The organism is Gloeocapsopsis crepidinum LEGE 06123 (assembly GCF_015207655.1).
Lineage (GTDB): Bacteria > Cyanobacteriota > Cyanobacteriia > Cyanobacteriales > Chroococcidiopsidaceae > Gloeocapsopsis > Gloeocapsopsis crepidinum.
In genome coordinates this window covers 1-26,897 of record NZ_JADEWN010000068.1, presented here as the reverse complement: position 1 = coordinate 26,897, position 26,897 = coordinate 1, and the positions used below count along the sequence as shown (strand labels likewise).

The following is a 26,897-nucleotide window of genomic DNA, read 5'->3' as shown; positions in this document are numbered from 1 at the left end:
CACAATGCGTCCTTTTTTTTCCTTCCATAACCCTGTGGCAAAATCTTATATAAGCTGTCTTCACATAGTCTTCCCTCCATGACCGCAACCGTGACAAATCTACCCAGCCTCTACGAACCCTTCTCCACCGAAGCCAAATGGCAAAAATCGTGGGAAGAAAACCAAGTTTATCAAGCCAATCCCGAAAATGGCGGCGAACCCTACTGCATCGTGATTCCCCCGCCGAATGTCACGGGTAGTTTGCATATGGGACACGCCTTTGAAAGTGCCTTAATTGATACGCTAGTACGCTACCACCGTATGCAGGGACGCAATACACTCTGGCTTCCTGGTACGGATCACGCGAGTATTGCGGTGCAGGCAATTTTAGAAAAACAACTGAAGGCTGAAGGCAAAACGCGCTACGACTTGGGACGAGAACAGTTTCTCGAACGCGCTTGGCAGTGGAAAGCAGAATCAGGCGGCACAATTGTTAACCAGCTACGACGTTTGGGTGTGTCGGTAGATTGGTCGCGGGAACGCTTCACAATGGATGAAGGCTTATCGAAAGCAGTTTTGGCAGCTTTTGTGCGGTTGTATGAAGAAGGGCTGATTTATCGCGGAAACTACTTAGTAAATTGGTGTCCGGCTACGCAGTCGGCGGTGTCTGATTTGGAAGTGGAAAGTCAGGACGTCAAGGGGCATTTATGGCATTTTCGCTATCCATTAACTGATGAATCGGGTTATGTAGAAGTCGCGACTACGCGCCCTGAAACAATGTTGGGTGATACGGCAGTGGCGGTGAATCCAAATGACGATCGCTACAAGCATTTGATCGGCAAAATGCTGACATTACCAATTCTCGGTCGGGAGATTCCTATCATTGCGGATGAGTTGGTTGAGATGGAGTTTGGTACGGGGTGCGTTAAAGTGACTCCCGCGCACGATCCGAATGATTTTGAGATGGGCAAGCGACACAATTTGCCGTTTATCAACATTATGAACAAGGACGGTACGCTGAATGAAAATGCAGGACCGTTTCAAGGACAAGATCGATTTGTTGCCCGTAAGAATGTCGTCCAACGACTAGAGGCAGATGGTGTTTTAGTCAAGGTAGAAGAATACAAGCATACCGTACCGTATAGCGATCGCGGTAAAGTTCCTGTCGAACCGCTACTTTCAACGCAGTGGTTTGTCAAAATTCGCCCATTAGCAGATCGCACTCTTGAATTTCTTGACGATCGCAATTCACCGGAGTTTATCCCGCAGCGTTGGACAAAGGTTTATCGCGACTGGTTGGTCAATCTCAAAGATTGGTGTATCTCGCGTCAATTGTGGTGGGGACACCAAATTCCTGCTTGGTACGCTGTCAGTGAAACGAATGGAGAGATTACAGATGCAACACCGTTTGTCGTAGCGCAGAGTGCGGCGGCAGCGCAGGAACAAGCAATTTCACAATTTGGAGAAAATGTCAAGCTAGAGCAAGACCCTGATGTCCTAGATACGTGGTTTTCTTCGGGATTATGGCCGTTTTCGACTTTGGGCTGGCCTGAGCAAACCCGCGATTTGGAGTTTTACTATCCCACATCTACATTAGTGACAGGCTTTGACATCATTTTCTTCTGGGTTGCCCGCATGACGATGTTGGCAGGACATTTTACCGGACAAATGCCATTCAAGGATGTGTATATCCACGGCTTGGTGCGAGATGAAAATAACAAGAAAATGTCGAAGTCGGCAAATAATGGCATCGACCCATTGATTTTGATCGATAAATATGGTACAGATGCACTTCGTTATACCTTGATTAAAGAAGTCGCAGGCGCAGGGCAAGATATCCGACTCGAATACAATCGCAAAACAGATGAATCAGTTTCAGTAGAAGCATCGCGTAATTTCGCAAATAAACTGTGGAACGCCGCGCGGTTTGTGATGATGAATTTAGACGGGCAAACACCACAACAGTTGGGTTCGCCTAGTAGCAGCGAATTAGAATTAAGCGATCGCTGGATTCTTTCGCGGTTCTATCAAGTCGTGCAGCAAACAAGTGATTACATCGATAAGTACGGATTGGGTGAAGCAGCGAAGGGACTTTATGATTTCATCTGGGGTGATTTCTGCGATTGGTACATTGAACTTGTGAAATCGCGTCTGCAAAACAAATCAACCACAGCTTCGCGACGAGTAGCTCAACAAACACTAGGATATGTTTTAGAAGGCATTCTGAAGCTGCTGCATCCATTTATGCCACATATTACTGAAGAAATTTGGCATACGCTGACACAAGCAGATGCAAATCAATTTTTAGCGCTGCAATCGTATCCAAAAGTCAATCAAAACCTGATCGATTCAGAATTAGAACAACAGTTTGACTTACTTATTGGTACTATCCGCACAATTCGCAATCTACGTGCTGAGGCAGACATTAAGCCTGGAATTAAAGTTACAGCAATTTTGCAAAGTGAAAACGCTAATGAACGTGAAACTTTGACACAAGGGCAATCGTATATTCAGGAACTAGCAAAAGTCGCAACATTAAATATTACGGCTACTGTAGAGCAAGAGATTGAATCAGTGATTGCTGGTGTAATTGGTACGATCCAAGTACTGATTCCACTAACAGGTGTCGTTGATATCGAAGCCCTGCGAGCAAAACTCAAGAAAGATATTACGAAGCTTGAAGCTGAAGTTAAGACACTTTCTACACGGCTCAATAATCCTAACTTTGTTAACAAGGCTCCAGCTGAAGTTGTCCAAGGTGCCAAAGCAGCGCTTACAGAAGCTGAAACACAGCTACAGATTCTCCAAGAACGGCTACGTCGTTTGGCTTAACTTCTCTTGTTTTTTAACGAACCCCTAATAAAGTGTTACAGATAAAATTACTCACCCCTCACCCCTCACCCCTCTATCAGGCAATGCGACATTTAGCTCAAGTGCAAAAACATCAACTCTCTGGTAAGTTGAATCTCCGGTTACTGGCGGTTCAAGAAGCTGAGTATACTTGGATCGTTCTTACTGAGGAGAAAGTGATTCCTCCTGCTGAGGTGTTAACAAGCCCTGATGCTGAACAATTGCATGAAGGTTTACTGGTTTTATTAGAGTTATCTCCAACAGGAGAAATTAAACAGATCGAAAATGCAACAAACTGGGTGCTGGAGTTAGTCAAAACTTATTTAACGAGTGGGATTACACCAACATTTTTGCAGCAGGAAACCGAAAGAGCAGAACAGTGGAGGCAAACTTTAACTTTACAAACTCAGGAATTGGCACGGCGATCGCTCGAAGTTGAAGCACGTCGAGAACAAATTCAAGCTTTGGAAGAAAGTTTGAAGAGGGAGAGAGAAGGAGAAAATTGAGTGGCTAGTTGCTAGTGGCTAGTGAAAGAGAGGAACTCGTTCCTCTCCACATACTACCTAAACTTTTGCTTTCGCTGGAATAGGAACAAGTGCAGGTCTGGGTTTGACTTGACCATTGGTGTATGCTGGTTCAGGAGAGACTAGGACTTCTCGAATCAAACGGGCGATCGCCCGCTGGGCTAGGCGGCTAGCAACTTGTTGACCCATGCGCTGTAATTCAGGTTTTAACAGTAACTGTGGTATCTGGGGCGCGATTTTTGAGGCATCAAAGCCTTGCGTGTCTTGAAGGATATTCCAAACACGCTTAATATGTTCTAACGTTTGTTCTTGCTCAACAGATGCATTTGGTGTTTCTTCAATTGCCCAAGCGAGGCGATTAGCTAGAGGCGCTTTAAGAATGCGATCGCGTAGGTTACTTGTGACATTGTGTAGGGTATTTTGACCTAAGGCATCAATACCTTTAACAATTTCATCTACAAGGTTATTGCGAATAAAAGCACCGCGTTCGGAAGAGAGAAACTCAATTGTTTGATCTAGAACTTGATTGAAATCATATTCTTGGCTACTGCTGGCATTACGTAATAAGTTCTCTAAGCGATTCCAGCGAAAACTACCGTCTCTAAAGAGAAGATCGCGTAAAGACGCGCGTAATTCTGGGGCTGGATCTGTCAATAAACGCTTGGCAACATAAGGATAAGCTGCACTCAGAACTTTAAAATTGGCATCGATATTAATGGCAATTCCTTCTAGCGTCACCAGCGATCTAATAATCAAGGCGTAATATGCTGGAACGCGGAAAGGATATTCGTACATTAACGCTGATAACTCATCAGTAATATTTTTAATGTTTAACTCTGCAACACTTGCGCCTAAAGCATTGTTAAAAACTCGTGCTAAAGCCGGAATAATTGGAGTTAAATCGGTGTCTGGGGTGAGAAAATCGAGCTTGACGTAGTCGTGAGCTAAACCCTCAAAATCGCGGTTAACCATGTGAACGATCGCTTCGATCAAACCATAGCGTTGTTGTGGTTTGATTTCGCTCATCATGCCAAAATCGAGATACGCTAGTTTCCCATCAGGAGTCGCTAGTAAATTGCCTGGGTGCGGATCGGCATGAAAGAAGCCATGTTCGAGCAACTGGCGCAGCGAACATTGAACGCCAACTTCCACAAGATAACGGGCATCAATACCTTGGGCGCGAATCGCTTCTGCTTGAGTTAGTTTAGTTCCTACGATCCACTCCATCGTGAGGACACGACGCTGTGTATACTGCCAATAAATCTTGGGAACATAGATATCTTTAATGTGACCATAAAGCTGGGCAAAGCGTTCGGCGTTTTCTCCTTCGTGGATGTAATCCATCTCTTCAAAGATGCGATAACCAAACTCATCTAGAATTGCGACTAAGTCGCTACGCACGCGCTTGATGTTGTTGTTTGCCCATGTAGCAATGCGGCGTAGTATGTAGAGATCTACTGTGATGCATTCGCGTAAATCGGGGCGCTGAACTTTAACGGCAACAGTTTCCCCAGTTTTTAACTTGCCTTTATAAACTTGTCCTAAAGAAGCCGCAGCGAGTGGCTGGGGTGATAGTTCGGCGTAGATGTTTTCGGGGCGATCGCCGAGTTCTTCTTCAATAAATTGATAGGCGATTTCGTTGGGAAAGGGCGGGAGTTGATCTTGTAACTGTGTTAATTCTTCTAAATACAAAGGGGGAACTAAATCAGGTCGAGTAGATAATGCTTGACCAATTTTGATATACGCTGGTCCCAATCGAGTTAGAAGTTCGCGTAACTGAATTGCGCGACGCCGTTCATTTTTGACTGCACGGCTACGCTGTTTGTCCCACCATAAACCAAACGCAAAGCTGATAATTGGAAATAATACTTTGAGTATCCGCCCAAACACTTCGAGTGGTCTGTGGCGAAAATACTCGGCGATCGCAATGGGATCGTAGCGTATGGTTTCTGGTTCTACCTTACTTGCAATCACTGAATGATGTGGTATTCGTTCCTCTACTACGGTTAGATCATTTGCTTGCATAACTGGGTTTGGTACAGGCTCATCAAGTCTTATTGAAGGTGAATATTTTCCGTTCATGAATCTCTAACCGCTGTAGCGGAACTATGTTAATAATTGTAACAAATTTTGCGACAAGCTTCATGTTTTTAGTTGTTTTGTTGGGGATACAATACTGACCGCTTCGCGGAGTTATGAGTTAAGAAACTTCTCAAGCCTTACGCATTTGAATCAATTCCGCCCCCTAGCCCCGTGAATAAAAGTTTTTCTGCTCTTCTTCCCCAAAATTGGGGGAGAGTGAAAGGGGCAAGTGCGTAACTCCTACTTCTTTTAGTTCAAAAATCATAATTCTCAAAGTACTTCGTCGAAATGCGTTAGTTTGATTTTTGTATCCAAATCAGCGATCGCCCAAAAAAAGTGAGCGAGCTTGTCGCGCGTTCCTCATAATGAAAGATAGTGTCTCCTAAATTGCCAGCCTGCGGCATCTGCCCTCACGGTGAATTCAACATTATGTTAATCTGCCTGCGGATCGAAAACTTTGCTTTAATTGATCAGCTAGAACTAGAGTTTGGGGCTGGTTTAAATGTTTTAACGGGCGAAACTGGTGCGGGAAAGTCCATTATCTTGGATGCAATCGATGCGGCTTTGGGAGGTAAAGTTTCTAGTCGCGTCATTCGCACTGGCACCAATCGGGCGTTAGTAGAAGCAACGTTCAAACTCGATAGTATGATTCCTTGGTTAACTGCCCAAGAAATCGAATTAATCGATGAAGATTGTCTTGTCTGTAGTCGTGAAATGACGACAACAGGTGGTAGCCTCCGCAGTCGTTCGCGGGTGAATGGTATTCTCGTGAATCGCCAATTAATGGCAGAATTGCGCGATCGCATTGTAGAAATTACCGCGCAAGGGCAAACAGTACAAGTAGGACAACCTGCACAAGTTCGCGATTGGTTAGATGCTTACGGTAGTGCAGCCCATGTACAACAAAGAGAAATTGTCACCGCTGCATTTGCAGACTATCAACAAGCAAAAACTGTACTCGAAAAACGGCGGCAATCCGAACGCGATCGCTTGCAACAACTCGATTTACTGACCTATCAAGTTCAAGAACTGAAAACCGCAAATCTTGCCGAACCTGATGAATTTGAACAACTCGAACAAGAACGCCAGCGATTAAGTCACGTTGTCGAGTTGCAGCAATTGAGTTATCAAGTTTATCAAGCACTGTATCAAAACGATGATGACGCCCCTGCTGGTGCTGATTTACTTGCGCAATCAGAAGCAAAGTTAACCGATATGGTGCAGTATGATGCGCAGTTGCAATCAATTTTGGATTTGGTCAGTGAAGCTTTAGCAAGTGTAACCGAAGCAGGACGGCAAATTAATGCTTACGGTGAACGATTAGAAGCCGATCCGCAGCGACTTGTTGAAGTCGAAGAACGCATTCGCGAACTCAAGCAAATTTGTCGAAAATATGGTCCAACATTGCAAGATGCGATCGCCTATTATCAGAAAATTGGCACCGAATTAGAAGAACTGAATAGTAATGAATACTCGGTTGAAGCTTTAGAACAAAAAGAACAAAAGTATCTCAAGAAATTAATTCAAGCTTGTCACAAATTAACAGATTTACGTCAAACTGCGGCGGCAAAACTAGAAGCGCGATTGATTGCAGAACTTAAACCTTTGGCAATGGAAAAGGTACAGTTTCAAGTGGAAGTGATGGCGACATCTCCTACAGCAATGGGCGCAGATAAAATAACGTTCTTGTTTAGTCCGAATCCTGGCGAACCATTACAACCGCTGACAGCGATCGCTTCAGGTGGCGAAATGAGTCGCTTTTTATTGGCATTGAAATCATGTTTTTCCGAAGCCGACGCTGTGGGAACATTAATATTTGATGAAATTGATGTTGGAGTTTCCGGAAGAGTTGCACAGGCGATCGCTGAAAAATTACACCAACTTAGTCAACATCATCAAGTTTTGTGTGTCACACACCAACCTCTAGTTGCAGCAATGGCAGATCGGCACTTTCGTGTTGATAAAGTTGTGGAGGAAACTTCCACAACTTCTAATTTACGTACAATTGTGCGAGTCACTGCACTTAATAACTTCACGACACGCCGTGAAGAACTGGCAACTTTAGCAGGTGGTAAATCGGCACATGATGCGATCGCATTTGCAGAATCGCTACTGACGCAAGCTGCACAACGTCGCGTACCTTTGCGAGAATTGGAGCGCTAATAGTAGTCTTGATATAGTCAGTATCCTGCTTTGAGAAATAATATTTCTTCAGCCAAATAACTAGACTATCATCGAGTAGCTAGTGATTTAAGCGGCATGACTCACTACCTGCTTGTGTTGAAGCTAAGCATTGCGTTATCCTTAAAACTTCCAAATTGCTGCTGAAGTAAGCGCGGAAATATTGAGCATATAACTTGCAAATGGGTGTCACCTGATTGCCTTGCAAATGCACTAATCCCATACGTTGCAACTTAAAAGCCTGTATTAAATCTATCTCCACTGGCGATGGTGCAGCCACAACCCGACCAAAAGCTATTGCCAGTTCTGGATGCTGTTGTAGATGCCACAATTGCTGTTGCAAGTGATTGCGATAAATTTCAAACGATATATGAGATGTTTGCAACAATTGCTCCAGTGTGACATCCTGATGCCAAATATGATATAGCGCTAACTGTACCAAATAGGGATGCCCTCCTACTTGAGCTATCAGTTGCTCCGCCTCTTCAGATGACCAATCTAGTCCATACCGCAATGCTAAATCTTGCACTTGAGAACTTGTAAACGCACGCAACTCAATCGGCAACCCCACATTAAACGGCGATTTATTCACATTCAAAGGGATATATATTTGTGTTGAATGCGCAACTATTAACCGGAGTCTTTTCCAAATTTCTCGATTTTTAGCTTCCTCATGCCAAGTTCGCAACATCCCAAAAAATTCGTCAGCTATCTCAGGATATTGGAACAAGAGGTCAACTTCGTCTAACCCCAGTACTAAAGGCTGTGTTGTTTCAGCCAGCAGATATTGCTCAAAATACATTTTGCTGCTGATTTTACTGCCAAACGTCTCACTCCAATAGTTCGCTAACCGATTAGGCATTTGTACGCTTAATCCAACACTGGCACAGAACCACTGCAAAAATTTATTCAAATCTTGGAAAATTGTCTTATCTGCTAGCTGAAAGTTTAAAAGCACGGTTCGATAGCCTTTTGTTGCTACCTGATCCAAAATCCGCGCCATCAACGAAGTTTTTCCCATTCGCCTAGAGGCTTCGATCCGGATCAGTGCCCCTGGTTGCACAATTGTTTTGTAACAATCAGTGTCACTAGGAAAACGCTCGACATAAAAAGCTGAATATAAAGGTACTTGACTTCCTGGAAATTCTGGTTCTAACTCAAGTGTTGATTGTGCAGTGTACATCGCCTCCAATTGCTCAATTTGTCGTGCTGGTTGGAAATAATCACCAGGCTCTAAAGACAGATTGAAAGCCCTAAAGCAGCACTTTAAAGTTTGCTTATCGACTCCAGATTCGCATTTAAATACTTTCATTAGGGTGTCCACAGACAATCCTGTGTACTCGTTCAAGGCTTCAAGTGTATAACGGTTGCCGGCATTTTGCCATGTTTCTGCATTGGATTTAGCTGCTTGGAGTTTCTGAAATCCTTGAGGTGTTAAGATTACACCCCGCCTACGCCTGTATTGTTGTCCATTCATCTAGCATCGTCACTCCTTGATTTTAGGTTGATGTACTTGAGACTTATTTTCCTTTTTCCTAAGCACAGTTAGTTGTCCTGCACCAAACTAGCTTTGGTTCTAAATTGCGTTTATGTTTTTTCAAAAAAGAAAAATTATTTTACATTTGATAACATCTCTTGATTAATATTAAGAATTCAGTTATATATTGTTTCTATTTGAGTTATGCACATCCGCTAGGAGTTGTTAATATCTAATGGCTAATAGTAATTGTTCGTGACTATAAGCTCTTAGGTACTCTTCTATGTATTGATTCACGAATCATTTAGAAGCACTATATATCTTGAATACATTCATTTGCTGGAAACGATAACTATTGAAGGTAAGTTCAAGAGTCGTAGAGATAATAAAAACAACTCTTGAGAAAATACGCTCTCGATAAGTTTAGTTCTCCCTGGTAAAAAGTTGAGAATTAGAGAATAAATATGTTGAAAAGTCGGTGGGCGTAATTATGTATCGCAAATTTTATGTTTTTTTATGGTTAATTGTTGCTCTACTGATCGCTAAATATTGACCGATAACACCCTTTAGTTTCTATTTTTTTACCCACTTACTTATTTTGTTTGAACTATCGCTGCAGTTATTAATATAAGCTAGTTTTTTTGGTACTAACAACCAGAAAAAGTCGGAAAAGGTGCGCACTTCAAACTATTGTTTTTAACGTTTTGTCAAAAAAATGATAAAAAGTAAGATTTAGTTGCACAGTTCTTTGAATGAAATTCTGCAGGACGAGTGGCGATCGCTTACTAAAACGCCAACACTACGGCAAAAAATCTTGAAATGAATATAGTACATAAGTAAGGGAATAATGTAGTTCCATGCTGCGATCTCTATCACAAGTATCTTAGCAATTGCATCACATTTCATTAATTTTTCCATAGAAAAGAACACACTTTCTGTAGATAAGAAAACTTTTCCGATTTTAAGCAAACTTACACCTGCAATTAATTCAGTCTGATGACTGTTGAAACCTTTACTGATGCTGGATTTGGGAATTTTCTGAATATAAATCCTTAAATTTGTCCTTAAAAGCCTAAACTTTGGTTGATCAAAATGAGTTGAGAGTAGAAGCTAGATTCAGTTTTCAATGTATCGATTACAAATCAAATAACTATTTATCAACTTAGTATCGCTGAAGATGAAATAAAGTTAGTAAACAAATTTCTTAGCTTTGCGATCGCACTGTTAGTAATCGTACTTTTTAAGCTTTCAGATGAGTATTGAATCACTGATTCAACTATTGCCTATGGTTTCACTTTTGAGACTGGCGATCGCAGTTACAAGGTATGACAAGCAGACTAATCGCAACAATATTACGTAAAAGGAGAAGAGTGAGTGAAAAAGATTTTATTTGTTTTATCAGAGTGGGGATATTGGGGCGAAGAACTGATTGGTCCCTTAGAAGCATGTGATTCAGCGGGATACGATATTACGTTCTTGACCCCGAACGGAAAGAAACCAACTCCACTATCAGTCAGTTGCGCACCAGGCTACATCGATCCGCCTTTGGGACGGTCGGTTACGTCAGAAGAAATGGCAGAAAAAACACGCAAAATCAACGATTCAGAGCGACTAGATAATCCTAAAAGCCTTGCTGACTGGTTTCCTCGACGAGCCTACCCTAGTTCTGCGACTTATCTCAGAGACATGGAAGCCTATTATAAACAAATCGATAAGATTATCGCCGAGGAACTCAGCGAATATGATGCGCTCGCGATTGTTGGTGGTAGCGGGGCAATGGTCGATCTTGCTAATAACCAGAGATTGCATGACCTTATCTTAGGTTTTTACAAGTTACAAAAACCAATTGCTGCTGAATGCTATGGTGTTGCCTGCTTAGCATTTGCACGAGACTTTAGAGAGAAAAAGAGCTTGATTTGGGGCAAGCACGTCACTGGGCATCCGATTGATTATGACTACCTGGATGGTACGGGATTTGAAGGTCATCATGCAATTGATGGTACTAACAAGGGGTTTGGAGATGGCTATATCAATTTTGGTCCTCCTTTCTACCCGCTAGAATTCATTCTCCGCGATGCTGTTGGATCAGATGGTGCTTTCATCGGCAATGTAGGGCATCAGACATCTGTGCTTGTTGATTATCCTTTCATTACCAGCCGCTCAACTGCATCTTCTCGTGAGTGTGGTCGGATATTAGTGCAAGTGCTGGAAACAGGGCTGACTCGTTACGGGTGGTAGCCCAATGAAAACGCTGAAAGAGCTACAGACCATGCACAAGGCAGAATTCATGACACGCAAAACTGGATGCTTTGCAATTTTAGAGCAATTTCTGGCAGATGGTATTCGTTACATTTTTGGCAACCCTGGTACTGTCGAGCAAGGTTTTCTAGATGCCCTGCGGGCATACCCAGATTTGAAGTATATCTTGACATTGCAAGAAACAGTTGCAGTAATGGCAGCCGATGGTTACGCGCGGGCAACCCAAAAACCTACTGTAGTTCAGATCCACAGTAGTCCTGGATTAGGGAATGCGATCGGAGCACTTTACCAAGCAAAGCGGGGTCACTCGCCACTAGTGGTTATCGGTGGAGATGCTGGAATTAAGTATCAGGCAATGGATGCTCAAATGGCAGCTGACTTAGTAGCTTTCGCTGAACCAGTGACCAAATGGTCAACGATGGTGATGGAACCATCCTCGCTTCTGCGCGTGCTGCGACGAGCGATCAAGATTGCTGCAACTCCTCCCATGGGACCTGTGTATGTTTGCTTACCGCAAGATATTTTAGATGCGCCTGTGGTTGAAGAGGTAAGACCAACTTCGTTCCCTTCTACCAAAGTAGTGCCCGACGAGGATTTACTCAAGGCTGGAGCGACGATGTTGGCAGCGGCTCAAAAGCCGATGATATTTGTGGGCGATGGAGTGGCGTTTTCTGGCGCACAAGATGAACTAACTCGCGTTGCTGAACTCTTAGGTGCAGAAGTGTGGGAAGCCGATGCAGGAGAATTGAATATGAGCCATGTCCATTCCCTATATCAAGGTGCAACAGGGCATATGTTTGGCGCTCAAAGCTTACCTATCGTATCCAAGGGAGATGTCAATTTAGTTTGTGGAACTTATCTTTTACCAGAGGTCTTTCCTGAACTAGGTAATATCTTCGCTTCTGAGGCTAAGGTGATGCACATCGATCTCAATGCCTATGAGATTGCTAAAAATCACCCTGTTGATATTGGGATGGTCAGCGATCCGAAACTGACACTTGCAAAGTTGGCAACCAACCTAGAAGCAATAATGACAGCAGAACAGAAAGCAGAGGCTAAAGCTCGAACTGCTGAAATTGCTACAGCGAAAGCAGCTAAACGCGAAAGTGAGTTAGAACGCGATCGCCACCTTCAGGATGCGGTACCTCTATATTTGTCTCGCTTTATGGCAGAACTGGCAACGCAACTACCAGAGGATGCAATTATCTTCGATGAAGCTTTAACCAATTCACCTGCGGTGACGCGCTATCGACCAACAACTAAACCAGGGCACTACTTCCTAACTCGTGGTGGTTCCTTAGGCGTGGGCATACCAGGAGCGATTGGTGCCAAAATTGCCAATCCTGACAAGACAGTGATTGGCTTTACAGGTGACGGCGGAGCAATGTACACCATTCAAGCACTTTGGACAGCGGCTCGCCACAATGTAGATGCTAAGTTTGTTGTCTGCAACAATAGATCTTACCGCATATTGCAGTTGAATATCCAAGCTTACTGGCAAGAGCAGAGTATCCCAGAGCATGATTTTCCGCTGAGTTTTGATTTGTCTAAACCTGCTATCCGCTTTGATGAGATAGCGCGATCGCTGAGTGTTGAAGCTGTCCGAGTTGAAAAACCAGACGAGATTGCTCCGGCTATCAAGCAAGCTTTGTCACATAAGGGACCATTTCTCATTGACCTGGTTTTAGAAGGTAATGTGCATCCAGAGATGATTGGGGTTAGGTGTGGACAGTAGAACCAGACTCTCAGCGCTGGTTTTAAGTGGTCTTCGTCCTTATTTAAATCTCCGTCCACATGCCTAAAGCATCACTTTCATCCAAGGATACTATATGCTCCCCTTTAGACTGTTTTATGTCAGCTTATCAACCCCAAACATTGATAGATCTGTCAAATGGTATCAGGAGAAGCTCGGATATCAAGTATTTACAAGAAAAGATTTTCCAGATTTTGGAACGCGAATTGCCGTTTTAGAGTTAAATGACTTCAGACTTGAGATCATCGAGCAAAACAACTCAGTTCCAATATCACCACCACGTCATCATCCCCCTGCTCACACCAACATTAATGGTATTTCGCAATTTGCCCTTCTCGTAGATAATCTCGATGCCAAGATTGCAGAACTGAAAAGCAAAGGTATTGAAACAGTCTGGGTAAAACGAGTAGATGAGGATCTCAAGTTAAGCTTCCAGTTTATTGAAGACTGTGATGGCAATCTGATTCAGTTTGTTGAATTGATGCCTGAAGCTAAAGAACATCTAAATGAAATCAAGCATAGGCATTAAACGCTGATGCCGCAGTGAATTTTTACGAACACGAGATTTAGTACTACTATTAATCGCTTTCCAGAAGGAGCCAAACTTCCTTACTAACCTGCCTATAGAGTGAAAAATAGTGACCTTATAAACGTCACAAATATCATGCTCCTTTCGAGGATTGCGAAAGTTTTGAGGACATCAACGACAAAGAACTTTAGAAATATGCTCCTATCATTTGAGCCAATCTTGTCTATACTCGGCATTCCACAATCTTCATCAAAGAAGGACGTGATTCATCAAGACTTTGATAACCAGAACAAACGACAACAGAAAGTGACACGACGAAGAATGCTGCTGATAGTGGGATCTGGATCGGTGCTGATTTTGGGCGGTATTCATCCTCGTAAAATCTTTGCCCAGACACCTAAAGTGCTACTTTCATCCAAGGATATCCTTGCAATTCAAGCTCTCAACGCCCGTCATTTTTATGCCCTCGATGGACTCAGTAACCTTATTCCTGGCGATCCTGGTACTAATTGGGCAGCTACATTCACACCCGACGGCACATTTTCTATTGTCAGAGCCAATGGGGACGTTGTTATCAAAGCAACAGGAACTCAAGAATTACTTCGTGTTTACAAAACTTTTCCAGATGTGCAAACAACTCGGCACTGGATCAATGACCTGATTATAGAACCGAATACTCAAGGTGCTAAAGGGGGGTGCTACATCATTGCCATGAATATCAAGAATGACCCTGCCGCTGTTATTAGAACCGGAGTTTACAAGGATCAAATAATAAAAATTGGTAGAAATTGGAAATTTAAAAGTCGGACTCTCATCCTCGATCCGAATAGCCCAGCAGGTTGATTGAGTTTGATGTTCCAGTTAAAGCCACCTATCAGGATAGCGAACAACTTCAAGAGGTTTCTATGATTCATCAACTTATATTTGCCCACCCTAAGCCAGGCATGAGTGAAAAGGAATTTCAGAACTACTGGATTAATGTTCATGCCGTTAAGTACGCTAGCAAGATTCCTCAGATCAAGCGTTACCTGATTGATTCTCGCCTTCCATTTGGTTCAGAACCACAAGATCCTCTTTTTAGTGGTGTCGCTGAAATATGGTTAGAAAATGAAAAAGAGCAGTTAGCTTCACTGCAATCTAAAGAGTTCTTAGAAGGTGCCCGTCTCGACGAACCTAATTGGGCAGCTTTCTGGCGCACTGTAGTGTTAGATACAAACACTCACGTCTTGATGGAAGGAGAGCCACTTAAAAAGGACTCTACCATGATCAAAATATTCGCTCTGGTTAAGCGTAAAGCTGGAATGCCGTTAGAAGAATTTCGGAAGTACAGCTTAGAAATTCATGGACCTAAAGACCTCAAGCTTCCTGGTTTACGACGTTACATTCAATGTCACGTACGCGACTCGTTCTATACCGTTGGTGAATCAATTTTAGATTGTGTTTCGCAGTTGTGGTTCGACGACATCCAAGCTATTGAAAAAATGCTGGAGTCAGATGAAAACAAAGAATCTGCTGCCGATTTAGCAAACTTTGTTGAACTCAAATATGCTCACAGCTTTGTTACAGATGAGCACTGGATTATTGGACCAGAATCCCGCTAGCAATCTAAAGCATAGTGTTTGATTTGGACGACAATTATGATAAATCAGAGTGAAGTTATAGCTGCTGTCAAGAATCTTGTTGTTTCTATTGCAGTATTTAATTTAGAAGAAACTGCAAAGTGGTATAAAGAGCAATTAGGTTTTGAGGAAGTCGTCAGAAGAGAGTTTCCAGAATTTGACACTCGGATTTTATTAATAGAGACAGATGACGTTAGAATCGAGTTAATCGAAGAGAAGAATTAACACTTTTGATTCTTCTAAACCTGCTATAAACTCTTTGATTTGTTGTTAAAAGGATTGATTAATTTTTTTTTTAGAGATAACAAAGCCAGCGATATCCAGTTTATGGAAAAATTTAAATCTCTAAACAATTAAATAAAAAATTGGGTGAAAGTAAGCATCATTCAAGGGCTGTTATCGGTCAATAGTCAATGGTTAGTGGAGCAAAGATTAATCATTAATCAGCAGAAACGTGCGATCAATAATTTGCCCACCTACTTAGTAGTCGCACCTATTAAAGACTCATCCCGATTGATTTAGACGATGATGGCTGCAACATAAGTGAGACAAAAATTATGACTGATATTAAAGCAATTGTAATTGGCAGTGGCTTTGGTGGGGCTGTAGCTGCATTGCGTTTGGGGCAAGCTGAAATTGCAACAGTAGTACTAGAAAGAGGACGACGCTGGACGATTGAAGACCCGACTAAGAATGCGACTTTTGCAACATTTAGAAATCCAGATGGGCGGGCAGAGTGGCTGAATACAGTTACAAAAACCCCAGGTTATGAAGGTATTCCGATTGACAAATATACAGGAGTACTTGAAGTACTGGAAAGAGGAAACTATAAGTTTCTCGTGGGTTGTGGTGTTGGTGGTGGTTCTCTAGCTTATGGAGGAATACTAATTCAGCCACCGCAAAAGCTATTTGAGCAGGTGTTTCCTAGCGCGATTAGCTATGAAGAGATGGATACCATTTATTTTCCGCGAGTACACTCTATTATTGGCAGTGCACCTATTCCAGATGACGTTCTAGAAAGTGAATATTACCTGGGACTAAAGGTGTTAGAACAACATGCACTCAAGTCAGGATTGCCTTATGTTGAATCAACTAATGGTTTAACTAATGGCATTACTCGATTTCCTATGGGAGTGGATTGGGACATTGTCCGCGAGGAAATTGCAGGAGAAAGGGTTCCCTCGGTAATTGCCGCTGAATTTTGGTTTGGTAACAACAGCGGTGGTAAGAAAACTCTGGATCAAAACTACCTGAAGTTAGCTGAGGAAACGGGTGCAGTTGAAATTCGCACGCATCATCTTGTAACCAAAGTGGCTGAAAAACCCGAAGGTGGGTATGCAGTTGCGGTAAACATTATTGATGATTCGGGTGAAATCATTGACCAGCAAACATTAACTTGCCAGTACCTGTTTATGGCTGCTGGCGTGATGGGAACTTGCGAACTTTTGATTAAAGCTAAAGCCAAGGGCGATTTACCAAAAATCAATCATCATCTGGGTGAGGGATTTGGTAACGATGGCGATACCTATGCCTTCCGCACTCATCTCTCAGAAACAACCAATCCGCATTTAGGTGATCCTGGCGCGATCGCTGTTCTCAATTATGAAAATCCGATTTTGCCCTGCGTGATGATGCGGGCGCCATTGCCCAGATTTGAACAGGATTTTCCCCAAAAGAATGTCATTGGTAGCTTTGTATTTGCGATGACTCCTTATCGTGGCAACTTTAGCTACGACTCTGCTTCGGATACAGTTCAATTAAATTTCGCCAGCGACCCCAAAGCGAAAGAAGCTGCAAAGTACTTAGCCGAACTACTGAGTGAAAAAAACGGTGGTGAAGTGCCTCCTATTGCCTCGCAAACAACTGGTCATCAATTGGGGGGCGCGTGCATGGGTCAAGTTTGCGATGATTGCGGGCGCGTGGCAGGACATCCAAACCTCTATGTTGTCGATGGTGCATTAATTCCAGGGTCTAGTACTTGTGTCAATCCGGCATTGACAATCGCTGCGATCGCCGAACGTTCCCTGGAGCGGATTTTAGCTGAAGATATCAAACATTCATAATTGTAAAGGTCAACCATGAGTCAAGAAGAGACACAGCAAGTCGCCGAGAAGTGGTTTAAGGCATTGGATCAAGCTGATTATGCAACCGCAATGAGTTGTCTAGCAGACGATATCGAGTGGATTAATCTTCAACCAGTCAAGGGTGTTAGCGATATCATTCCCTGGATTGGTACGTCCTACGGAGTTGCGGAAGTCACGAAATCCTTTCAAACCCGCGATCGCATTGCTCAAGTCAAGGTTTTCAAACCCGTCGATCTCGTCGTGCAAGGAGATCAGGCATTTGGCACAGTGCATGACATTACAACTGTTGAAGCAACGGGACTCACCTTTGATATCACTTTTGCCACTTGGATGCAGATTCGCGACGGCAAGATTGTCAAATGGAAATCTTACTGCGACCCATCGCCCATTATTGCGGCATTTCGGGGAGATATGCGATCGCGTTTAATTGAAGCTGTCGAAAATGACGATCTAGAGACAGTGACGATCCTCCTGCAACAGGGTGCCGATCCTAATACGCGCAATCCAGGCAATGGATTAACTGTATTAATGACTGCAGCTTGTCATGCCAATGTTGCAATGGCGAAATTGTTGCTCAATGCTAGCGCAGATGTTTTCACGACAGACAGCAAAACTGGAGCAACTGCCTTACATAAAGCTTGCCAAGGCGGTAGTGTAGAAGTCGCTCAGTTACTACTAGATGCTGGGGCATTTATTGATGCTGTGACGCCGACAATGGGGCATACCCCAATTATGGATGCTCTGTGGTACAAGTGGCCGGAATTGGTAAGGTTACTTGTTGAACGAGGAGCAAACCTCTATTTGAGTACCCACTATGGCTTTACCTTAGAAGATCACCTTAACTTTGAACTTAACGTCAATCAAGGCGAAGAGAAGCAGAAGTTTATCGTCATTCAAGAAATCATTGATGCAGGTAGAAAAGCTACACGCGAAAGCATTGACTCTCAGAAAGTGATGGCAGCAACCAATCAAGGAGATCTAGATACAGTTAAGCAATTAATCGAGAATCAAGCTGATGTTAATACCGTCTACCCTCATGTGAATTCTTTCTTAGATGGACACACTCCCCTATTAGTTGCTGCCCGCGACGGACATACAGAAATTGTCAGAGAACTTCTCAAAGCAGGCGCTAAAGTCAGAGTTGAAGATTGGGTGTTTAAGGGTGCTCCCATCCATAAAGCAACTTACAACGGCAATCCTGAGATTCTGAAAATGCTTGTTGAACATCCTGATATCGATCTTGACGTTCAGGGACCCATTAATGGTTATACCCCACTTCATGATGCCCTATGGCATGGGTATAGCGAATGTGCTGAAATTCTGATCAACGCTGGAGCCAAATTAGAACTCATAGGACACGACGGCAAAACAGCATTAGATATCGCCGTTGATGTATTTGGTAGTAATGGTGAAATTCCACAATTGATTCATTCAAAATTGGCAGGCACTAAATAGAAGTTGAAAACTCCGCTAACTTCCAAAGTTCTTCCCCTTACTAAAACTTACACAAAATCTCCCTGAACTTCTTATTACTTTGCGATCTTTGTGTCCTAGCCTAGCGCCTGCGGCTAACGGCAACCCCTGCGGGGAATGTGATTCATTTTTTCAAACTTTTGTGTAAGGTCTATTCAACCGCTATATCTACAAAAAAACATTCACATAAATTCAGCCAAAATACAAAACAGAATATGAACCTTCAAGGTAAAAAAATCGGCATCTTACTAGAAAGCGACTTTTACGAACACGAGATTTGGTACTACCATTATCGCTTTCCCGAAGAAGGTGCAGAACTCCACTTTCTAACTCGCTTATGGGGTCAACCTTCTCTCACTTTTAAAGGACATGAATATCATGCACCCTTTGAATGTAATGAAAGCTTTGAAGATATGAGCGATGAAGAACTTAAAAGTTATGCAGCGATCATTGTGCCATCTGCCATTGTCTCCGATCGTCTCAGATATACAGATGATATTCATAAACTCCCACCAGCGACGGAGTTTCTCAAGCGAGCATTTGCCGAAAAAAATATCATCAAAGGAATTATTTGTCATGGAATGTGGCTAGTTTCTCCTGTACCAGAATTGGTGCGAGGTCGTCCCGTTACTTGTCACAATAACTTGCACGGCGATGTTATCAATATGGGCGCTATTTACACTGATCGTGATGTCGTTGTCGATGAGGATTTGGTTACAGGACGTACAGGCGCTCACTGTCATCTGTTTGCCAAAAAGATTATAGAAATGCTCGCAGCATAAACTTAAGATTACGCAGAAATTAAGCTATGACTTTAACAATAGATGCGCCGCAAACAACATATCAAATAGAAAAGGGAAGCCCTCATCCTTTGGGTGCCATTCCAGATAATAATGGAGTCAATTTTTCTGTTTTTTCAGAACATGCTACGTCAGTTGAATTATTGTTGTTTGATGAGCATGACGATCCAGCACCAATACAAATTATTCAATTAGATCCAGACGTAAATAAAACTTTCCACTTCTGGCACATTTACGTTAAAGGATTGCCCTCAGGAATGCATTATGCCTATCGGATAGATGGTCCTCCCGATCGCAGTGCAGGGCATCGCTTCGACAAAGACAAAGTTCTGATTGACCCATATGCCAAAGGAAACAACAAAACGCTTTGGAAACGGGGTAATGCTTGCGTACCTGGTGATAATCTTGCAACCTCAATGCGCAGCGTAGTCATCGATACATCAGATTATGACTGGGAAGGCGATCGCCCGCTTAATCGTCCGATGAGCGAAACAATTATCTACGAAATGCACGTTGGCGGGTTCACCAAGTCGCCGTCTTCTGGTGTCCAGTATCCAGGAACTTTCACTGGAATTATTGAGAAGATTCCTTATCTCCAAGAGTTGGGAGTCACAGCGGTGGAACTGATGCCTGTATTTGAGTTCGATGACACGGAAGTGCGGGAAGTTGAGGGTAAGCTGCTCAAGAACTACTGGGGCTATAGTACTATGGGCTACTTCGCTCCGCATACAGGTTATTGTGTTAACCCAGAAGAAGGACAGCACGTCAAAGAGTTTCGTGACATGGTTAAAGCTTTGCATAAAGCTGGAATCGAAGTCATCTTGGATGTCGTGTTCAACCACACTGATGAAGGCAACCATCAGGGACCCATCTTCTGCTTCAAAGGCATCGACAATAGTATTTACTACTATTTGGTTCCTGGAGATAAGCAGTATTATTACGACTACACAGGTTGCGGCAATACGTTTAACTGCAACCATCCGATTCCCGAAAAGCTGATTCTTGAGTCTTTAGAATACTGGGTGCAAGAATTACACGTTGACGGTTTCCGATTTGATGAAGGTTCCGTCTTATCACGCGGTCAAGATGGAACACCGCTGCAATATCCACCAGTAATTTGGAATATCGAATTGTCGGAAGTCTTGGCTGATACGAAAATCATTGCCGAGGCGTGGGATGCAGCTGGATTGTATCAAATCGGCTATTTTCCTGGTTATCGGTGGGCGGAGTGGAACGGACGCTATCGCGATGATCTTCGGCGCTTTGTCAAAGGCGATCCTGGAATCATCGGTGCTGTTGCTACGCGAATGACTGGTAGCGCTGACCTCTATCAAAGTCACGGTCACTTACCAATTAATAGTGTCAATTTCATTACCGCCCATGATGGTTTCACGCTAAATGATTTAGTTTCATACAACAACAAACACAACGAAGCGAATGGTGAAGGCAATCAGGATGGCATCAACGAAAATTTAAGCTGGAATTGCGGTTTTGAGGGCGAAACAAGCGATCGCTGGGTGGAAGATCTGCGCGATCGCCAAATCAAGAACTTCGCCACGATTCTTCTCCTTTCCCAAGGCGTACCGATGATTGTGATGGGAGATGAAGTACGACGCACTCAAAAAGGCAACAATAACGCCTACTGCCAAGATAACGAGATTAGCTGGTTCGATTGGAACTTAGTTACTCAAAATAGCGATATGTTCCGCTTCTGGAAGTTGATCGTCAACTTCCGCAAACGCCATTCGATTCTACATCGCGGGCGTTACTCTACAGGTGCAGTGAATGAACGTGGCTTAGCCGAAATTTCCTGGCACGGCTGCCGATTATACAGTCCTGGTTGGAATGACACTAACGCGCGTGTTCTAGCATTTACGTTGGGAGGATTCAACGGTGAAGCCGATATTCACGTGATGTGCAATATGTACTGGGAATCACTTGATTTTGATATCCCACCTGTGGAAGGCAGACAGTGGTATCGAGTTGTAGACACCGCACAAGCTTCTCCTTTAGACATTGCAGACTCAGGTAAGGAAACCCTGATTACAGGTAACACCTACTCAGTTCAAAATCGCAGCGTTGTTGTGTTGATTTCTCAGTAAGAAAGAGGTGGCTAAAGTCGCAGACGGTCAAACTCTTTCGGCATTGCTGAATCAATGTGTGAATCGTTAAGCAACTGCACTCGCAGCCCCCTAAATCCACGCCACTTGCACTCAATGAGGAAACCTCCGCATCGCAGTGGTTCCCCATATATGGGGGACTTTGAAAGCTTTGGTTTTTCCTCACCCTTTCTTACATTTCCCCTCGTCGAATTCGGGAGACGAGAAGCGCAGATCTTCAATCCAAATAGCCCTAACCTCTGACCTCTGAACCGTAGGTCTGCGCGAAGCGCGTCCTCTGACCCCTTCATCTTTTAAGGCAAACCTTATGAATACTATTGACTTTACTTTCTCAGATCTGATTGCTGGATATGTAACCCACTTCGACCAAACTCAAGACACTTTTGGCTTAAAAACTTCTGATGACCGAGAGTTCTTAGTTCATTTAACTTCAACTGCCTTTGGCGAATTGGTACGCAACTTAGGAGAGGCGTATCGCGATGCTACAGCCCAGATGCGCGAGATGTTAGTACCAGGACGATTTGTATTTGCCTACGGTATTTTCTACCCAGATGGAGAAAACGGTGACTACAAGTTTGATGCTAAACACATTGTTTTTCTAGGTCGTAGCGAGAATGAGTATTTGTTTGAACAACAAAACTGGTGGATTAAGCAGGTACGGGAATTAGCTAACTTTTACCTGAAAGCTGAGTTTGGCGACGGTGAAATTGACTACTTTGAATACCGTACTAACTTAACTATTACAGGTGATAAGCAAAAATCGGGACGCCAAGAAACTGATACGATTTCCCGTTTAGTTTACGGCTTTGCCTCAGCTTATTTACTGACTGGAGAAGACCGTTTCCTAGAAGCTGCGGAAAAAGGTACGAAATATTTGCGCGAACATATGCGCTTCCGTGATGAGAGCGAAGGTATTTGCTACTGGTATCATGCTGTTGATATTAAAGATGACGGTACTGAGCAAAAAATCTTTGCTTCTGAGTTTGGTGATGACTATGACGCGATTCCTTGCTATGAGCAGATTTACGCCTTAGCAGGTCCAACCCAGACATATCGAATCACAGGCGATCGCCGGACGATAGATGATATTAAGGCAACGGTCAACCTGTTTCACCGCTTCTTCAAAGACAAAAGTGAAAAAGGCGGCTACTATTCCCACATCGATCCGATTACCCTTAGCGCTTATAGTGAATCTCTCGGACGCAATCGGGCTAAGAAGAATTGGAACTCTGTTGGCGACCACGCCCCTGCGTATCTTATTAATCTCTGGCTAGCAACGGGCGAACAAGAATACGCTGATTTTCTGGAATATACTTTTGATACGATCGCCAATCATTTTCCTGATTATGACGCAAGTCCTTTCGTTCAAGAGAAGTTTAACGATGATTGGTCAAAAGACTACCAAACAGTGCAGCAGAATCGGTCAATTATTGGTCATAATCTCAAGATTGCCTGGAATCTGACGCGGATGCATAGCCTGAAGGCAAAAGAAACGTACAAAACTTTTGCGGAAAAGATCGGTCACGTTATTCCTGCGGTTGGTTGCGATCGCCAGCGCGGTGGTTGGTATGACATGATGGAACGAGTGTTAGCCCCAGGTGAAAAATTCCATCGACTCGTTTGGCACGATCGCAAGGCTTGGTGGCAACAAGAACAAGGAATTCTTGCCTACTACATTATGGCTGGTGTCTATCAAGACCCTAATTTTATTCGGTTTGCCCGCGAAGGTGCTGCCTTTTATAACGCATGGTTCTTGGATACTGAATCTGGCGGTGTTTACTTTAACGTTTTGGCTAATGGAGAACCCTACGCTTTAGGGACTGAACGTGGTAAAGGTAGTCACTCAATGGCAGGTTATCACTCGTTTGAGTTGTGCTACTTAGCGGCTGTCTATACCAACTTGCTAATTAATAAAGAACCTATGGATTTCTACTTCAAGCCAACGCCTGGAGGTTTTCCAGATAACATCCTGCGAGTGCAGCCAGATATTCTGCCACCAGGTAGCATTCGGATTGATGAAGTATGGATTAATGGACACAAATATACCGATTTTGATGCCGAAGCGCTGACAATTAAACTGCCTACCGACCAAGCAGAAATGAAAGTCAGAGTGCGGATAGTGCCAGCTAGCGTTGATTTTGACGCTGACTTAATCGAAGTTACCGATGGAGTAGCGAAGATCGATTTGACTGGTTCTTTAGAGCCGAGTATGTTGAAGTATTTTAAGGAAGAACTAGAGAAAGCCCACGGAGTAAAAGGTGTTGTCCTGAATATGCAAGACCTCAACTCGATCTCTGATGAAGCGTTACGATACCTTGCCTTCTACAAACAAAAAGCAGGCAGTAATTTTAACATCACAGCGTTAGGTGTCAAAGGAGCAGTCAAAGAAGCAATCGAGCAAAGTGAATTGAATGAAGAAATCGTAGTAGCTCATTAAATTTTAAATGTGGGGCGGGCATCTTGCCTGCCCTTGCCTATTGATACAACAAAGAAGGCTATCTCACATTTAATTAAATTGACTCAGCTGAAAGCAGCTCTTCAAAAATTTATCACTTGATCGAGATAGATATGCGCCAAAAAATTGTTTACTTGTTTGCTTTCCTGTCCCTTTATCTACCTATTAATGTTCCAAAAGTCGTAGCACAAGAAGTTTCACAGCAAGAAACCACATATCAAATAAGCCAAAGACCTGATACTGATAACCCTACGGAAGTTGCGGTAGGAGTTTATTTAATTGATTTTGATACATTTGATGAAATCGATGAATCTTTTAAGTTAAATGGCTATTTGTTTTTAACTTGGCAGGATCAACGGCTAGCATTTAATCCCAGCCAAACTGCGGTAAATAGTAAAACTTACAACATCGGAGAAATCTGGACACCGAATATAAAATTCTTGAACATTGAGAGTGTTCGAGAGACAGCTTATATACTATTGAAAGTAGAACCTGATGGCACAGTTTATTACAAAGAGCGGTTTACGGGACAATTTAATTCAGAGATGAATCTGCAAAGATTTCCTTTTGATCGTCAAAGACTTAGAGTTATTGTTGAATCGTTGGACAATAGTAAAAACCTAGTTCTTCTTGCAGACAATAGCAAAACAGGCACAGCCAAAGATGCTTTTTTAACAGGATGGAGAATAAGAGATTTTCAAGCATTCCCTAGGGTAAGAGTATCTGAGGTTGAAGAAGAAAATTTTTCAGAATATGTATATGAAATTAACATTTCGCGTTATCACAATCCCTATATTTGGAATGTATTTCTACCGCTATTCTTTATTATCATTGTTTCGTGGACAGTATTTTGGTCTAGATCTTTTGAATCTAATACTGTAATTGCTACTAGTTCTTTGGTATCAGCGATCGCCTTTAATATAGTTGTTGTAGAAGAATTACCAAAAGTTGCTTATTTAACCTTCATAAATGGATTTATTTTGATAGTTTATGTGTTTATCTGCTTGGTCATCATCTACACAGTAGTAAAACACTGGCTCGATTTAGAAAAAAAGAAAGAACTATCTTTAAAAATTGATCGCACGGCGCGCTGGCTAGTTCCAGCAGTATTTAGTGTATCCAACATTATCCTGATAGCAGCTTTTCTACTTTAAATCACACTCAAGACTACTATACCTAACGTTCATCTCCATAAGAAAAACGGTCGATCGTTACCATAGAAGTGAAACCGCCCAAAGCCGAGAAATTGACCGTGGGCTTTTTCGCCTGGAGGAAACGCTGTAACGCCAAAGAGATAAACACCAGAAAATAGCGGATTGCGGACAGGGCGTAAGCCGATTGTAATCGTTCTTCCTGGAGCAACTGGCGGGTCAAACATGACATTGACAGTTCTATTTTCGCGATCGCGCGTGACTTCGCCCAAAGTTAATGATGTACCTCGGCGATCGCGTGTTCCCTCAAACGCACGGCTATCATCAAGTTTAAAGCGAACATCATCACTGCCATCTCTTTGTTTAATTGTGACTCTTTGCAGTGGTTCATCAGCGTTCGCTGGAACATTAATTGTGAAGTAGTAGGTTGCACCCCAAGCATTGACGCTGTTAACTGTCGTTGTCGCTGAGACTAAATCTGGTGGTTGTACAAAGTAAACTGTACCGTCTCTTAATTGAACTGCTTGCGTCACTCGTGGCGTGGTTCCACTTATCCCGATGAGGACAAGTGTTGTACTGAGTAAAACTTTGGGTTTCAGAAATTTCATCGCTCAATCTGCAAACGTCATATAAGAAGCTATCTACATTCTTATTCTGACGAATAATGAGTAGAAGGCAATTATTTCCTAATTACATTAGTCAAAAACAACTTGCCATAAACCTTTGTTACTCCTAAATTTGAGGAAGTGCGATCGCCTAAGTACATTTGGAGAATAAAACATCAAGAGATCGTCAAAAGTTCTTGCACAATTTGTAAGCCTGTCATAGATTGCCAAGCAAAGAATGCTAGAAGAGTTATATTAATTGTAATGTGGAGATATCGTGCCCAATTGTTACCACGTTGCATCAAAGGAGCAAACGCTGCAGAAAGTGCCACCAAAGCTGTCATTCCTAAACCAACAAACAAGTGAGAATTGACTGGAATTTTACCCGCACTCAAGTAGGTAATCATAATGCCTCCCACTGCACCAATTACCATCACCGCAAGCGCGATCGCTCCTGATTGATAATGTCGAAGTGGATATTTACCTTGAATCAATTCTTTTTTGATGTCACCTTGGGTATTGCGAGTGCGACGAACTTGAAACCCAAGATAGCCAGTGTAAAGCAAGTAAGCAAACAGTCCCAGCATGATTACTGGATGAATGAACTGTATGAGAAAGCCAAAACTAAGAAAATTAATCGTATTTGTTACTTCCATAACTTCGCTCCTTATTTGTGTTGATTACTATGTATAAAAAGTACAGAACCAACAGTGAACAAGATACTTGCTGATATGTGCAAAAGTGATGAAAAAGAAATGCTTTTGATGTTATCTAAAATTGCATCATGGGTGAAAATTAAAGAGCCAATGAGAAATAACCAACTAATACTAAACCGCGTTCTAAAGAACAATTCTCAGATGAGGGAAGTAGGTCATGGAAGACAGCTTTGCAGGAGCTAGCATTAACTCCTGCAAGCCTTGGCAAAGGACATCTGTAACAGCATCAAGTGAGTCGAA

Annotated in this window: 19 protein-coding genes; 15 read left to right on the top strand and 4 right to left on the bottom strand. The window is 42.8% G+C overall.

Features of this window, described 5'->3' with window-relative positions:
• Nucleotides 1–78: 78 nt before the first annotated feature.
• Together IQ230_RS21485 and IQ230_RS21480 are read left to right on the top strand one after the other, a co-directional pair.
• Nucleotides 79–2,811, top strand: a complete 2,733-nt coding sequence (locus tag IQ230_RS21485; RefSeq protein ID WP_193934287.1) for a valine--tRNA ligase — start codon at nt 79–81, stop codon at nt 2,809–2,811.
• A 32-nt stretch (nt 2,812–2,843) separates the two neighbouring features.
• Complete coding sequence (locus IQ230_RS21480) at nt 2,844–3,335, top strand: hypothetical protein (RefSeq protein ID WP_322742525.1); 492 nt, start codon at nt 2,844–2,846, stop codon at nt 3,333–3,335.
• Between the two features lie 57 nt (nt 3,336–3,392).
• On the opposite strand, the gene IQ230_RS21475 is transcribed toward IQ230_RS21480, so the two are convergent.
• Entirely contained in the window at nt 3,393–5,435 is a 2,043-nt protein-coding gene (locus IQ230_RS21475; protein ID WP_193934286.1) for an ABC1 kinase family protein, read from the bottom strand.
• Nucleotides 5,436–5,864: 429 nt separating this feature from the next.
• Here IQ230_RS21475 and recN point away from each other — a divergent pair, with 429 nt between their 5' ends.
• A complete protein-coding gene (gene recN / locus IQ230_RS21470; protein WP_193934285.1) occupies nt 5,865–7,598 on the top strand; it encodes a DNA repair protein RecN in 1,734 nt (577 codons plus the stop codon).
• Nucleotides 7,599–7,677: 79 nt separating this feature from the next.
• On the opposite strand, the gene IQ230_RS21465 is transcribed toward recN, so the two are convergent.
• Nucleotides 7,678–9,093 (bottom strand): AAA-like domain-containing protein, encoded by a 1,416-nt coding sequence (locus tag IQ230_RS21465; protein ID WP_193934284.1) that lies wholly within the window; start codon nt 9,091–9,093, stop codon nt 7,678–7,680.
• A 1,374-nt stretch (nt 9,094–10,467) separates the two neighbouring features.
• Here IQ230_RS21465 and IQ230_RS21460 point away from each other — a divergent pair.
• The 12 genes from IQ230_RS21460 to IQ230_RS21405 all read left to right on the top strand — a co-directional run bounded on the left by IQ230_RS21460 (nt 10,468) and on the right by IQ230_RS21405 (nt 25,339).
• The gene (locus IQ230_RS21460; protein ID WP_193934283.1) at nt 10,468–11,331 is read left to right on the top strand and encodes a type 1 glutamine amidotransferase domain-containing protein; all 864 of its coding nucleotides are present in this window, start codon (nt 10,468–10,470) and stop codon (nt 11,329–11,331) included.
• A gap of 49 nt (nt 11,332–11,380) precedes the next feature.
• Complete coding sequence (locus IQ230_RS21455) at nt 11,381–13,087, top strand: thiamine pyrophosphate-binding protein (protein WP_193934282.1); 1,707 nt, start codon at nt 11,381–11,383, stop codon at nt 13,085–13,087.
• Nucleotides 13,088–13,181: 94 nt separating this feature from the next.
• Nucleotides 13,182–13,634, top strand: coding sequence for a VOC family protein (locus IQ230_RS21450; RefSeq protein ID WP_193934281.1), 453 nt, complete (start codon nt 13,182–13,184; stop codon nt 13,632–13,634).
• A 195-nt stretch (nt 13,635–13,829) separates the two neighbouring features.
• On the top strand, nt 13,830–14,477 hold the full coding sequence (locus IQ230_RS21445) for a nuclear transport factor 2 family protein (RefSeq protein WP_193934280.1): 648 nt from the start codon (nt 13,830–13,832) through the stop codon (nt 14,475–14,477).
• A gap of 62 nt (nt 14,478–14,539) precedes the next feature.
• Nucleotides 14,540–15,235, top strand: a complete 696-nt coding sequence (locus IQ230_RS21440) for an EthD domain-containing protein (RefSeq protein WP_193934279.1) — start codon at nt 14,540–14,542, stop codon at nt 15,233–15,235.
• Nucleotides 15,236–15,271: 36 nt separating this feature from the next.
• Complete coding sequence (locus IQ230_RS21435; RefSeq protein WP_193934278.1) at nt 15,272–15,478, top strand: VOC family protein; 207 nt, start codon at nt 15,272–15,274, stop codon at nt 15,476–15,478.
• 332 nt (nt 15,479–15,810) lie between these two features.
• Complete coding sequence (locus IQ230_RS27765) at nt 15,811–17,316, top strand: GMC oxidoreductase (protein WP_193934277.1); 1,506 nt, start codon at nt 15,811–15,813, stop codon at nt 17,314–17,316.
• Nucleotides 17,317–17,331: 15 nt separating this feature from the next.
• On the top strand, nt 17,332–18,792 hold the full coding sequence (locus tag IQ230_RS21425; protein ID WP_193934276.1) for an ankyrin repeat domain-containing protein: 1,461 nt from the start codon (nt 17,332–17,334) through the stop codon (nt 18,790–18,792).
• 233 nt (nt 18,793–19,025) lie between these two features.
• Nucleotides 19,026–19,592: a DJ-1/PfpI family protein gene (locus IQ230_RS21420; RefSeq protein WP_193934275.1), complete on the top strand. Its 567-nt coding sequence runs from the start codon at nt 19,026–19,028 to the stop codon at nt 19,590–19,592.
• Nucleotides 19,593–19,618: 26 nt separating this feature from the next.
• The gene (gene glgX, locus IQ230_RS21415; RefSeq protein ID WP_193934274.1) at nt 19,619–21,712 is read left to right on the top strand and encodes a glycogen debranching protein GlgX; all 2,094 of its coding nucleotides are present in this window, start codon (nt 19,619–19,621) and stop codon (nt 21,710–21,712) included.
• 325 nt (nt 21,713–22,037) lie between these two features.
• The gene (locus tag IQ230_RS21410; RefSeq protein WP_193934273.1) at nt 22,038–24,167 is read left to right on the top strand and encodes an AGE family epimerase/isomerase; all 2,130 of its coding nucleotides are present in this window, start codon (nt 22,038–22,040) and stop codon (nt 24,165–24,167) included.
• A gap of 131 nt (nt 24,168–24,298) precedes the next feature.
• Complete coding sequence (locus IQ230_RS21405) at nt 24,299–25,339, top strand: ligand-gated ion channel (RefSeq protein WP_193934272.1); 1,041 nt, start codon at nt 24,299–24,301, stop codon at nt 25,337–25,339.
• A 29-nt stretch (nt 25,340–25,368) separates the two neighbouring features.
• On the opposite strand, the gene IQ230_RS21400 is transcribed toward IQ230_RS21405, so the two are convergent.
• Nucleotides 25,369–25,944 carry a DUF2808 domain-containing protein gene (locus IQ230_RS21400; protein WP_193934271.1) on the bottom strand — a complete coding sequence of 192 codons (576 nt, stop codon included), beginning with the start codon at nt 25,942–25,944 and terminating at the stop codon, nt 25,369–25,371.
• Between the two features lie 173 nt (nt 25,945–26,117).
• The gene (locus IQ230_RS21395; RefSeq protein WP_193934270.1) at nt 26,118–26,597 is read right to left on the bottom strand and encodes a DUF4079 domain-containing protein; all 480 of its coding nucleotides are present in this window, start codon (nt 26,595–26,597) and stop codon (nt 26,118–26,120) included.
• Nucleotides 26,598–26,897 lie beyond the last annotated feature (300 nt).